10 protein-coding genes are annotated in these 11,966 nt (G+C 66.7%); 4 read left to right on the plus strand and 6 right to left on the minus strand.

All coding sequences use genetic code 11. The features are described from left to right. The first annotated feature begins 103 nt into the window (after positions 1–103). From A7D17_RS08540 to A7D17_RS08555, 4 genes are all read left to right on the plus strand, one after another. The gene (locus A7D17_RS08540; protein ID WP_153041918.1) at positions 104–550 is read left to right on the plus strand and encodes a hypothetical protein; all 447 of its coding nucleotides are present in this window, start codon (positions 104–106) and stop codon (positions 548–550) included. Beyond that, positions 547–1,353 carry a ferritin-like domain-containing protein gene (locus A7D17_RS08545; RefSeq protein ID WP_064508685.1) on the plus strand — a complete coding sequence of 269 codons (807 nt, stop codon included), beginning with the start codon at positions 547–549 and terminating at the stop codon, positions 1,351–1,353. Before A7D17_RS08540 ends, A7D17_RS08545 begins: the two co-directional genes overlap by 4 nt. Before the next feature lie 221 nt (positions 1,354–1,574). After that, the gene (locus tag A7D17_RS08550; protein ID WP_064508686.1) at positions 1,575–2,828 is read left to right on the plus strand and encodes a zinc-dependent metalloprotease; all 1,254 of its coding nucleotides are present in this window, start codon (positions 1,575–1,577) and stop codon (positions 2,826–2,828) included. A 132-nt stretch (positions 2,829–2,960) separates the two neighbouring features. After that, positions 2,961–3,380, plus strand: a complete 420-nt coding sequence (locus tag A7D17_RS08555; RefSeq protein ID WP_064508687.1) for a hypothetical protein — start codon at positions 2,961–2,963, stop codon at positions 3,378–3,380. A gap of 123 nt (positions 3,381–3,503) precedes the next feature. Here A7D17_RS08555 and lpxH read toward each other — a convergent pair whose 3' ends face one another. The 6 genes from lpxH to phoR form a co-directional block, all read right to left on the minus strand. Further along, positions 3,504–4,247: a UDP-2,3-diacylglucosamine diphosphatase gene (gene lpxH / locus A7D17_RS08560; RefSeq protein ID WP_064508688.1), complete on the minus strand. Its 744-nt coding sequence runs from the start codon at positions 4,245–4,247 to the stop codon at positions 3,504–3,506. Between the two features lie 665 nt (positions 4,248–4,912). After that, positions 4,913–5,455 carry a phosphatase PAP2 family protein gene (locus A7D17_RS08565; protein ID WP_064508689.1) on the minus strand — a complete coding sequence of 181 codons (543 nt, stop codon included), beginning with the start codon at positions 5,453–5,455 and terminating at the stop codon, positions 4,913–4,915. Next, complete coding sequence (locus A7D17_RS08570) at positions 5,436–6,575, minus strand: glycosyltransferase family 4 protein (protein ID WP_064508690.1); 1,140 nt, start codon at positions 6,573–6,575, stop codon at positions 5,436–5,438. The genes A7D17_RS08565 and A7D17_RS08570 overlap by 20 nt, the downstream gene beginning before the upstream one ends. A 231-nt stretch (positions 6,576–6,806) precedes the next feature. Further along, positions 6,807–8,333, minus strand: coding sequence for an exopolyphosphatase (gene ppx, locus A7D17_RS08575; protein ID WP_064508691.1), 1,527 nt, complete (start codon positions 8,331–8,333; stop codon positions 6,807–6,809). A 58-nt stretch (positions 8,334–8,391) separates the two neighbouring features. After that, on the minus strand, positions 8,392–10,494 hold the full coding sequence (ppk1, locus tag A7D17_RS08580) for a polyphosphate kinase 1 (protein ID WP_064508730.1): 2,103 nt from the start codon (positions 10,492–10,494) through the stop codon (positions 8,392–8,394). Between the two features lie 121 nt (positions 10,495–10,615). Continuing rightward, a complete protein-coding gene (gene phoR / locus A7D17_RS08585) occupies positions 10,616–11,944 on the minus strand; it encodes a phosphate regulon sensor histidine kinase PhoR (RefSeq protein ID WP_064508692.1) in 1,329 nt (442 codons plus the stop codon). Between the last annotated feature and the right edge of the window lie 22 nt (positions 11,945–11,966).

Here is an 11,966-nt window from a genome sequence, read left to right on the forward strand (position 1 = left end):
GCTCGCGGCTGGGGCGGCGGCGCCGCTGGCCGGTTGTGCCGCCGATGACACTGCGGCAGTTCGCTCGGTAGACGAGCAGCGCCTGCGCCACCGGCAGCCGCCCATGGCGCTAGGCACCACGCTGGACATGCAACTGGATTGGCAGCAACAGCCCGCGCCAGACCCCGCATTCGCCACACCAGCCGGTGCGCGGCGGCTGGATCTTGCCGCCGCCACGCGCGTGGGCAGGGCGATCGTAGCGGTGCGTCTGCGCGAGACGGCGGCCGCAGGCGCGGCGCCAGTGGGCCTGGCGGAATGGACGTACGCGGTGGAGTGCCGCGGCCAGCAAACGCGTTCGCTCGGTGCAGGAATCGCTATTGGCGCAGGTCTGCCCGGTGCGTTGTCCTTATCGGTGCCGGCGCCTGCCCGGGCCGATCGCACCCGTCTGCTCGGGCGGGTGCGCGCCAACCGTACCGCCTGCGCGTTGCGGAACAAGGCGAACGCGTGCGAGCGGGTACGTGCAGCATCGCTCGCGGCACCGAGCCAGCCACCACTGCGGCAGGCACTGTGATCACGGATCTGTTCGACGCTGCGTGTGCGTGCCTGGACGCTGCCGATCCGCTGCAAAAAGTTGCGTTGACGCAGCAGTACGCAGCGGCGTTTCGCGCAGGCCAATTGACGATCGATCCGGCAGCGGCGGCGCCTGCGCCGATCCGCATGCCGGGCCGTCCTTCCACGCCGATCCTGGTGCATCCGCGCGAGCTGCCACGGCGCGGGTTGGGCACGCCGGACGGGCGCGCGGCCTTCATCCACGCCATCGCGCATATCGAACTCAACGCCATCGATCTGGCGTGGGATGCGGTGTACCGCTTCCGTGGGCTGCCTGATGCGTTCTACGCCGATTGGGTGGCGGTGGCCGACGACGAATCGCGGCATTTCATGCTGCTGCGCGCGCGGTTGCAGGCGCACGCGCGCGACTACGGCGATTTCGCCGCGCATAACGGGCTGTGGGAGATGTGCGAGAAGACCGCACACGACGGACTGGCACGGATGGCACTGGTGCCGCGCGTGCTGGAGGCGCGCGGGCTGGATGTGACACCGGCGATGATCGTCAAGCTGCGCTCGTTGGGCGATGCCGCCACCGCCGACGTGCTCGAAACCATCCTGCGCGAAGAAGTGGCGCATGTCGCCGCCGGCTCGCGCTGGTACCGCTGGTATTGCGAGCGGGCCGGCATCGAGCCGCGTGCCCGTTTCAAGACGTTGCTGCGCGAGTACGCCGGCGGCTACCTGCACGGACCGTTCAACATCGAGGCGCGGCTGCTTGCCGGTTTCGATGAGGACGAGTTGGCCAGCCTGGTGGAGCAGGCCGGCTAGGCGGGCGGGAACGCTACATATCCCTGCCGAACAGGACTGTGCGCTGGTTCCCTCCACGTCACTGCCGGAATCGCATCCAGTGGCCGCCAGGCATCACAGAACTGTAATTTTCTGTTGTAACAACTTGCAATCCGCACATTCCCGCGCGCCCTAATGGCGTCCCGGGGACAGGGGCCCGGTGTTTCACATCCGTAACTTCCATGTCTTAGGAGAGAGAGACGATGAAGTCGAAGTCGATGTGCACCACGGTGGGTCTGCTTGCCATGTGCCTGGCCGGTACCGCCGCCGCCGCGGGCAAGCCGCTGTATCAGGCCGGCCCCGCGCTCAGCCGCAGCGCCGCTGCCACCGTCACTGCCGAACCCTCGCTGCAACGCCTGTTGAGCGCACCATCCACTGCCAATGCGCAGGTGGTCCAGCTCGATGCAGGTGCAGTGACCGCCGGTGAAAAACTGCTGGAATTGCAGCTGGACGGCCAGACCATTACTGCCACGCAGGCCAAGGTGGATGCATTGGAGGGCGGCGACAGCGTCTGGTACGGCAATCTCGGCCCGCGTGCCGGCACCCGTGCGCGCACGTTGTCCGGCGTGGATCCGCTCAATTCGGCCATCCTGGTGCGTAGCGGCGACAACGTCACCGGCACCATCCGCTATGCCGGCAAGCTGTATCGCCTGCGTCCGCTGGCCGATGGCCGCCACGTGCTGGTGCAGGTCGACGAGCAGCGCATGCCGCAGGAGCATCCGGCCGAGTACAGCCTGTTGCCCAAGTTCGACATGCCGGGCGACGGGCGCGTGACCACCGCTGCTGCCTCATCCGGCAGCCCGGCCACCATCCGCGTACTGGTCGTGGCCACCAACAAGGCCGTGACCGCGTATGGCGGCAACATGCAATCGTTGGTGCAGCTGGCGGTGGCCGAAGCCAACCAGGGCTACATCAACAGCAACGTCGGCATCACCTTGCAGTTGGCGCGCTACGAGACCACCAGCTACACCGAAACCGGCAACTTCACCACCGACCTGCAGCGCTTCCGGGTGACCAACGACGGGTACATGGACAGCATCCACACCAGCCGCAATACCTACACCGCGGACGTGGGCGTGATCGTGCTGGACAACAGCAGCTACTGCGGCCTGGCCTCGGGCATCGGCTCGAATGCGGCCAGTGCATTCGCCTCGGTGTACTGGGATTGCGCTACCGGCTACTACAGTTTCGCGCATGAAATCGGTCACCTGCAGAGCGCGCGTCACGATGCCACCAACGACCCGAGCACGTCGCCGTACGCCTACGGCCACGGGTATCGCTACGGCAATAGCTGGCGCACCATCATGGCCTACGATTGCACCAGTGGTTGCCCGCGCTTGAATTATTGGTCCAATCCCAACATCAGCTACAACGGCGTGCCGATGGGCAATGCCAGCACCGCCGACAACCAGCGCGTGCTGGTCAACACCAAGGCCGCGATCGCCGGCTTCCGCTGACGCCGTGCCTGCCGTTCTCGTCCCGACACCGGTCAGGTGCCGGGACGGGAGCGCTACCCCCGCACACGATGATCGCGCAGACTAGAGACACCGCCGGCACCCGCCGGCAACGTCCTGTCCAGCGGAGTGCTCATGTCCACGTCCTTGCGTCATGCCCTTGCGTGCCTGGTCGTGCTGACCATTGTCGGCTGCCGGCAGCAAGCAGCCGAGCCCGCTGCCAGCACGCCCACGCCTGCCGCGACAACGCCGGCGGCAGTGACCGGCAACGACGCCGAGGCCCGCGCGCTGCATGTGCTGCAAGCGCAGCTGCAGCGCGATCATGCGTATCCGGACAACTGCATCAGCATCCTTACCGAAGCCGGCGATACGCCTGGCGCGGATGCGTTTGAATTTGCCGTCCACGAACGCCACGGCAATGGCTGCCCCGGTGATCCGCAGACCAGTCCGGTGCGCGATCGCTTCCGCGTGCAGGCCGACGGCACGGTGCTGTGGTACGACGTGGTCAACGCCGATTTCGTCGACTACGCCGAGCGCGCGCGCAGCCTGCAGTAGGGCCTGCGCTTCACCACACGCGTCTTCAATACCGGCTGGTGCCGACTCCCGGCCGCAGCGCGGAGGCATTGCTCGCTGGTACGTGAGCGGCAGGTTGGCCGCTCGCAACACACCGGCGGCGCACTATAGGGGCAGCTGTTCCAGCGCGACGCCGTCGGCATCCACGCGCAGCACCGAGCCTTGTTCGTACCAGTCGCCCAGTACAATGCGCGTGCAGGTGCGGTCACCGGCCTGCACGGTATGGATGGCGGGGCGGTGGGTATGTCCATGAATCAGGCGATCCACACCGTAACGCACGAAGGTCGTCTCCACTTCGGACGGCGAGACATCGGTGACGGTTTCCAGCTGCGCCTGATCGCCTTGCTTGAGTTCGGCGTAGCGGGCCTGGCTTGCGGCACGCGCCTGCTGCGCAAACGCCACGCGCGCGGCCAGCGGCTGCGACAGGAATTGCGCCTGAAACACCGGGTCGCGCGTCTGTGCCCGGAACGCCTGGTACGCGGTGTCGTCGGTACACAGCAGGTCGCCGTGCATCAGCAGGGTGGTGTGCCCGTACAGGTCGATCACCGTGGGGTCGGGCAGGATGCGGAAACCTGCACGCCGCGCATAGTGTTCGCCGACCAGGAAGTCGCGGTTGCCGGCCATGAAAAACACCGGCACGCCCGCACCGGCCACCGCATGCAGCGCCAGCGCGACCGCATCGGCCGCGGTCGACGGAGTGTCGTCGCCGATCCAGGCTTCGAACAGATCGCCGAGGATGTACAGCGCATCACTGCCGGGGACCTGCGTGCGCAGGAACTCCAGGAACAGTTCGGTGATCGCCGGCCGCGCCGGATCCAGATGCAGATCGGAAATGAACAGTGTCGTCATCGCGTCATTGTACGGCGGGAACGCGGGACGGGAATTGGGATTCGGGATTCGGGATTCGGGATTCGGGAATCGGGAATCGGGAATCGGGAATCGGGAATCGGGAATCGGGAATCGGGAAAGCGTGCGGCGGTATAGCCTCTCAGCGTCTGTTGTTCGAGCAATGCGCGTCTTTCCGTATCAGTAGCCGGCGACTGCCATCCGGTTATCCTGCCGGCCAGGCCCCGATACGTCGGATATGCGCCCGGTGTGCAGGGCTTTGTCAGCCCCGTACACCTTCAGCGCTGGATCCCCCTCTCTCTGCTGGGCGAGAAGGCACGGCTTGCGCGCCACTGGCGCGCGTGCCTCGGAGCGCTCGCGCCGCAAGCGCGGGCCGGGGCGTGGAGCGTCGGTAGGGTACGGGGTGAAGCCACGCGCTGAAGTCGCACCGTAGCGTTATGGTTCGTTTCGGCTTTCGCGAAAAGCCAATCGACGGCGAGTGCATGAGGCTTCGCACGCACCCTCGTCCGCCCCTGCGGGGCACCTTCTCCCCCGTAAGGAGGACAATGTCCCGCGGGGAGAAGGGTTAGTAAAAAGGCCCCGCCACCTGCGTGGGTTCGTACTGATTCCCTGTTCGCCCGCATTGCGCCGGCCGGTCAGAAGCCGGCTCGTACGCGATCCGCTATCGCTTACCCCAGCACCGCAGGCAGCCCCCACAGCGACAGGCTGGCCAGCACCACGCCGATCGCCGTTGCGGCGAGCACGTCGCTGGGATAATGCAGGCCCAGCACCACGCGCGACAGCGCAACACCGGCAGAGAACGGCACCAGCAGCGGAGCCAGCCACGGGTAGTAGGCCAGTGCGACGATGCTGAAGGACACCGCGTGCAGGGTGTGCCCGGACGGAAAGCTGAACTCGTCCAGCGGCGCCACCCAGGCGCGGATGCGCACGTCGGCCGCGTAGGGGCGCGGGCGGCGGGTCCAGCGCTTGAGAGCCTTGTACAACGTCAGCGCCAGCACGCCGGTGGCGGCCATGTGCGCGGAGGCACGCACGCCGTCCATGCCATCGAGCAGCACCAGCAGCCCCATCAGGCTGTACCAGAACACGCCGTCGCCCAACCGGCTGATCGCGGCAAACGTGCGCCGCACCGGATGGCGACGGCACCAGTGATTGGCGCGCCGGCACCAGCGCGCTTCGTGACCGCGCCATACCTCAAGCCGCGTTGACGACATAACGCCCCCGTGCAGCGGTGATGCCCAGCAGCAGGGCTTCGAAGTCGGACACCACATTGTCCGGGTGCAATTTTTTCATCGCCTGCGCGGCGGCCGCAGCCAGGCGCTGACGCAGTGCATCGTCCCGCGTCAGCGCCACGGCGGCCTGGACGAAGGCCTCATCGGTCTCCACCGCCGCGCCGGTCTGGCCATTGCGCAGGTACTCGCGAGCAGCGCCGTAGTCGAAGGCGACCGTGGCCACGCCGCTGGCCATGGCTTCCAGGGTGACATTCCCAAAGGTCTCGCTGCGGCTGGGAAACAGGAACAGATCGCCGCTGGCGAAGTGGCGCGCCAGAGCGTCGCCGCGCTGGATGCCGCTGAAGATGAAGTCGGGATTTTCATGCGCGATCTTCGCACGTGCCGGCCCATCGCCCACCCAGACGAAGCGCGCCTTCGGGCGGACCTGCTGCAGCTTGCGGAATGCATGCACGGCCAGCGGCAGGTTCTTTTCGTTGGCGATGCGCCCGACATAGATCGCGGCAAAACCTTCGCCTTCGATACCCCATTCCGCCCGCAACGCCGGATCGCGCCGGGCCGGATCGAACTGCTGGCTGTCGACCGCACGCGCCAGCACCTGCACGTGCTGGAAGCCATCATCGCGCAGGGTCTGCTGCAGCTCGCGCGTCGGTACCAGGGTGGCTTCGGCCTGGTTGTGGAAGCGCCGCATCCAGCGCAGCGCGGTGCCTTGCAGCCAGGCCGCGCCATAGTCGGGCAGGTATTCGTCGAAGCGGGTATGGAAGCCGCTGGCTACCGGAATGCCGAGCCGGCGTGCGGCCCGCATCGCCGACCAGCCCAACGGGCCTTCGGTGGCGATGTAGATCGCATCCGGTTGGCTCATGCGCCAGTGGCGCGTCAGGCGCTGCGTGGCCGGCAACCCGAACTTCAATCCCGGGTAGCGCGGCAGCGCCGCGCCACGCACCAGCAGGGCATCGGCAGCCTCGGCCGGATCGCCGTTCTGGCGTGGGCGCACCACGTCCACCTGGTGCCCGCGCGCGCGCAGCCCGGTTTCCAGGCCATGCACCGTGAGTGCCACGCCGTTGACTTCGGGGGGATAGGTTTCGGTAACGATCGCGTAGCGCATGCCCGTTCTCCCGTTTTCGCTAGCTTCCGGGAGGGCGATGGCATTGATGTTGCGCCGACAAGACGTGGCGGTGACAGTGGAATCGGGAATCGGGAATCGGGAATCGCAACAGCGCGGCGTTGCTTGTGTCTAGCGCATGGTCGCCTGTGAGACATCTGCATCAGAAGCCGGTGACCGACAATTCTCGACTCCCGACTCCCGACTCCCGATTCCCGATTCCCGATTCCCGCCTCAGGTCACAAACGGTTTGAAGGCGATACCCAGGCCGGCCATGCTTTCCACTTCGCCGATCAGGTCGGCGCGCAGCAGCGGGCGTGAGTCGATCCAGCTTTGCGACAGGATCAATGACAGCCGTGTGTCTTCGGCGGTGAGTTCCAGGGTCGGAATCGGGTCCGCCTCGTGTGCACGGTGCAGCAGCACCGCCAAGCGCAGCAGCGCCGCTTTGCGGCGGGTGGGCAGCAGCAGACGGTCGGGCAGGGCGTCGAAGGCGGTCTTGGGCACGTTGCGCCGATGCGTGCGCACCAGCGCGGCCAGCACCTGCTGCTCCTGCCGCGAGAAGCCGGCGATATCGGAGTGCTCCAGGATGTAGCTGCCGTGCACATGGTACTGGCTGTGGGCGATGATCAGGCCCAGTTCGTGCAGGCGCGCGGCGCGGCGCAACACCTGCGCATCGTCGCCGTCCAGTTGCCAGGAGTCGCACACCTGGTCGAACAGGCGGCAGGCAGTGGCTTCCACGCGTTGCGCCTGTACTTCGTCGATGCCGTAGCGCTGCACCAGCGAGGCCACCGAACTGTCGCGCGGGTCGTTCTGGCCGCCGCGGCCAAGCATGTCGTACAGGATGCCCTCGCGCATCGCCGCCTTGCTGACCATCAGCTTCTCCAGCCCCAGCGCCTGGAAGGCCGCTTCGAGCACCAGAATGCCGCCGGCAATGATCGGCCGGCGTTCGGCGGCCAGCCCGGGCAGCTGGATGTCTTCGATGCGCCTGGCCTTGAGCAGCTCCTCGCGCAGCGCCGGCAGCGCCTGTGCGGTGATCGCGCCCTTGGTGAGCTTCATTGCCGCGCAGATCTCGCCGATCGCCTTGTGCGTACCGGACGAGCCGATCGCTTCGTGCCAGCCCAGCGCCTTGTATTGGCCGGCGAACTGCTGGAATTCGGCACCGATCTCGGTCAGCGCATCCTTCCATTTTTTCTTGGACAACTTGCCGCCGGGAAAGAACCGCCGGGTGCTGGCGATACAACCGGCTTGCAGGCTTTCGCGCTCCAGGGTGTGGAAGCCACGGCCGATGATGAATTCCGTGGAGCCGCCGCCGATGTCGATCACCAGCCGGCGCTGGTCGGGCTTGGGCGGTTGCGCGTGGGTCACGCCGAGATAGATCAGGCGTGCTTCCTCGCGCCCGCTCACTACTTCGATCGCATGCCCGAGCGCAGTCTCTGCCGGCATCAGGAACGTCTGCGGCGAGCGCAGCTGACGCACCGTATTGGTTGCCAAGGCACGCACGCGCAGCGAGGGCACGTCGCGGATGCGCTGGCCAAAGCGCGCCAGACATTCCAGTGCGCGCTGGCGCGCCTCGTTGGACAGGCCGCCCTTGCCATCCAGCCCATCGGCCATGCGCACGGTTTCGCGCAGGCGATCGACCACCCGCAGCTGGCCCATCAGGTAGCGCGCGATGACCATGTGGAAACTGTTGGAGCCTAGATCGATGGCGGCAAGAAAATCGCCATCACGCAGGGGGGCAATCGTGGGGGAGGATGTTGGCATGGGCCGCATGGTAGCCGATGGGCCGTTGGCCACGTGAGAGGCCACGGCGGCGGCGTTTTCAGATCCGATCGAGCAAGGTCATCTGCGCCGAATGGGCCGGCTCTCCGGGGGCAGGGGTACGCTTGTGGTAGACGCCTTCGGCGTCCAGCTCCCAGGCGCTGACGTTGTCATCCAGATAGTTCTGCAGCACCTCGCGATACACGCGTCGGGCCAGGTCCGGGTCCAGGATCGGAAAGCAGGTCTCCACCCGGCGCAACAGGTTGCGCTCCAGCCAGTCGGCGCTGGCGCAATACAACTCGGCCGCGCCGTCGTTGCCGAACCAGTACACGCGGCTGTGTTCCAGAAAGCGCCCTACGATCGAACGCACGCGGATATTGTCCGACACGCCCGGCACGCCCGGCCGCAGCGTGCAGGCCCCGCGGATGATCAGGTCGATCTGCACGCCGGCCTGCGAGGCGGTGTACAGGGCGCGCACCACCTGCGGTTCGTTGAGCGCGTTCATCTTGGCGATGATGCGGCCAGGGCGGCCGTTGCGGGCCAGGCGGGTTTCGCGCTCGATCCGTTTCAGCACGCCGGCATGCAAGGTGAACGGCGACTGCAGGAGCTGATCCAGCTTCATGCGCGGGGCCAGCCCGGACAACTGCTGGAACAGCATGTGCACATCGTTACCGATCTCCGCATCGGCGGTGATCAGGCTGATGTCGGTGTACAGCCGCGCGGTGCCGCTATGGTAGTTGCCGGTGCCCAGGTGCACGTAGCGCTTGAGCTTGCGTCCCTCGCGCCGCACGATCAGCAGCATCTTGGCGTGGGTCTTGTAGCCAACCACGCCGTACACCACCTGCACGCCAGCCTCCTGCAACTTGTCGGCCAGACCCAGGTTGGCCTCTTCGTCGAAGCGCGCGCGCAGCTCCACCACCACGGTGACGTCCTTGCCGTTGCGCGCGGCCAGGATCAGCGCATCGACGATCAACGAATCCTTGCCGGTGCGGTACAGCGTCTGCTTGATCGCCAGCACGTTCGGATCGACCGCCGCCTGGCGGATGACATCCAGCACCGCGGTGAACGCATCGAAGGGGTGGTGCAGCAGCACATCGCCCTTGCCGACGATGTCGAAGATGCCTTCGCTGTCGCGCAAGGTGCGCGGGTTGAACGATGGGTACTTGAGCTCGGGGCGCTGCACCAGGTCGTAGACCTGGGTGACGCGGCTGAGATTGACCGGGCCAACGATGCGGTACACCGCGTTCTCGTTCAGGCCGAAGTTCTGCAGCAGGGTGCGCATGATCGGCGCCGGGCAATCGTGCGCAATTTCCAGGCGGACTGCCGGCCGGTAGCCGCGCGTGACCAGTTCGTCGCGTAAGGCCAGCGCGAGATTTTCGACCTCTTCCTCGTCCACCACCAACTCGGAATTGCGGGTGACGCGGAACTGGTAGGACCCCTTGACCTGCATGCCCGGGAACAGTTCGTCCACGAACTCGGACAGCACCGAGGACAGGAACACGAAACTCTGCGCGCCTTCCGGCGACAGGCTGGCCGGCAACTGGATGATGCGCGGCAACGAACGCGGCGCCCGCACGATGGCCAGGTGGCCGGCGCGACCGAACGCGTCCTGGCCTTCCAGCACCACCACGATGTTCAGGGTCTTGTTGAGGATCTTCGGGAACGGATGCGCCGGATCCAGCCCCAGCGGCGACAGCACCGGCATGATCTCGTTACGGAAGTAGGCGCGCAGCCAGCGTTTCTGCCGCGCCGTCCATGCGCTACGGCTGAGCACGGCCACGCCGGCTTCTTCCATCGCCGGGCGCAGCACCTCGTTCCAGGCGTGGTACTGCTGCTCCACCAGCTTGGCCGCGCGATCGTGCACGGCATTGAGGATGGCAGTGGGGCTCAGGCCATCCGGTGCCGGCGGCAAGCCGAACTCCTGCGCATGGCGTACGGTGGCGGCGCGGATCTCGAAGAATTCGTCCAGATTGGTGCAGGAAATGCACAGAAAACGCAGGCGTTCCAGCAGCGGCACCTGTTCGTCCAGCGCTTGCGCCAATACCCGGAAATTGAAATCCAGCTGCGACAGCTCGCGGTTGATGTACAGCGCCGGATCACGCAGCGGATCGGTGGCGATGTCGTCGCCGGGTGTGACGTCGTGCAGTTCTTTGGCGTGGCCCATGGAGTCGGTCATCAAGGCGAAGTGGTGTGCGTGGTGTGCGGCGCGTGGGCCGCGACGCAGGCGATGCGACACGGATGGCGCCGGTGCATCGCGCCGCGCTGCGGCCTGCACCTCTTACATATCACGCCGAGCGTGACAGTGGCAGGGACTGCTCGCGTTGCACGACGCGGGCGGCCACAAAATGACACGAGAATTCGCTGCCGCGTCCCACCTCGCTTTCGATGTCCAGCCGCGCCTGGTGCAGGCCCAGGATGTGCTTGACGATCGACAGCCCCAGCCCGGTGCCGCCACTCTCGCGCGAGCGGCTGCTGGACACGCGATAGAAGCGTTCGGTGATGCGCGGCAGATGCGAGGCGGGGATGCCGTAGCCGGTGTCGCGCACCGACAGCGCCGCGCCGTCGCCTTCGCGCAGGAAGCGGATGGTGACCGTGCCGCCGCCGGGCGTGTAGCGCACTGCGTTGGTCACCAGGTTGGAGAACGCGCTATGCAGTTCCTTGTTGGAGCCGAGCAGATCCACGCCGGCCTCGTCGATCACTTCCACCGTGTGCCGGCCCTGGCTGTGCGCCTCGGCCTCGCGGCGCAGGGTGGACAGCATCGGCGCCATCGCCACGTGTTCTTCGCCGAGTTCTTCCTGCGATTCCAGCCGCGACAGGGTCAGCAGGTCCTCGACCAGCTGCGCCATGCGCTGCGACTGCTTGCGCATCTCCGCCAGCATCGGGCCCGAGTCCGGGAAGTCTTCCGGGTCGAGCATGTCCAGGTAGCCGTGCACCACCGTCAACGGGGTGCGCAGCTCGTGGGAGACATTGGCCACGAAGTCGCGGCGTACCTGCTCCAGGCGCAGCAGCTTGCTGACATCGCGTGCCACCAGCAGCCAGTAATCGTCCGAATACGGGATCAGGCGCAGATTCAGGCGCAGGTCCGGGTCCACCGGCGAGGCAGCATCCAGCATTGGTTCGGCATTGCGCCCGGCTGCCAGCCAGTGGGCCAGCGGCAGCGGCTGCAGCCGTTCCACCACCGACACACCCATATCGCCGGGATGATGCAGCCCGAGCAGGCCGCCGGCCGCCTTGTTGAACCACTGCACGCGCTGGCTATTGCGGTCCACCACCACCACCGCATCCGGCAGCGCCTGCGCCGCGGCGCGGTAGGTGCGCAGCATGTCGATCAGGCGTCGCTTGCGCCCGCGCATTTCAGCCTGGCTGCGGTACAGTAGGCGGTCCAGTTCGTTCCAGGCACCGACGCCGGCGGCCGGCTCGGCGCGCTGGCGCGCGGTGAGCCGGCGCAGCACCTGGCGCAGCCGCCAGTAATGCCAGCTCAGCACGCCCAGTGCGGTGAGCGTCAGTGCCATCCACACATGCTCGATCAACACGCCCACCACGACGGCAGCGCCCAGCAACAGCGCAAGAGTGCCGAGCGTCTTGAGCCAGGCGGAACGGATATGTTGAGGCATGGAAGGCGTTACCACGGAGCGT

The organism is Xanthomonas floridensis, from assembly GCF_001642575.1.
GTDB classification, from domain to species: Bacteria; Pseudomonadota; Gammaproteobacteria; order Xanthomonadales; family Xanthomonadaceae; genus Xanthomonas; species Xanthomonas floridensis.

Bases quoted from the DNA above. Each gene is read 5' to 3' on its own strand.
- A7D17_RS08540 (WP_153041918.1), top strand. From the start codon at position 104: ATGGCGCTAGGCACCACGCTGGACATGCAACTGGATTGGCAGCAACAG.
- A7D17_RS08550 (WP_064508686.1), top strand. From the start codon at position 1,575: ATGAAGTCGAAGTCGATGTGCACCACGGTGGGTCTGCTTGCCATGTGC.
- A7D17_RS08555 (WP_064508687.1), top strand. From the start codon at position 2,961: ATGTCCACGTCCTTGCGTCATGCCCTTGCGTGCCTGGTCGTGCTGACC.
- lpxH (WP_064508688.1), bottom strand. From the start codon at position 4,247: ATGACGACACTGTTCATTTCCGATCTGCATCTGGATCCGGCGCGGCCG.
- A7D17_RS08565 (WP_064508689.1), bottom strand. From the start codon at position 5,455: ATGTCGTCAACGCGGCTTGAGGTATGGCGCGGTCACGAAGCGCGCTGG.
- A7D17_RS08570 (WP_064508690.1), bottom strand. From the start codon at position 6,575: ATGCGCTACGCGATCGTTACCGAAACCTATCCCCCCGAAGTCAACGGC.
- ppx (WP_064508691.1), bottom strand. From the start codon at position 8,333: ATGCCAACATCCTCCCCCACGATTGCCCCCCTGCGTGATGGCGATTTT.
- ppk1 (WP_064508730.1), bottom strand. From the start codon at position 10,494: ATGGGCCACGCCAAAGAACTGCACGACGTCACACCCGGCGACGACATC.
- phoR (WP_064508692.1), bottom strand. From the start codon at position 11,944: ATGCCTCAACATATCCGTTCCGCCTGGCTCAAGACGCTCGGCACTCTT.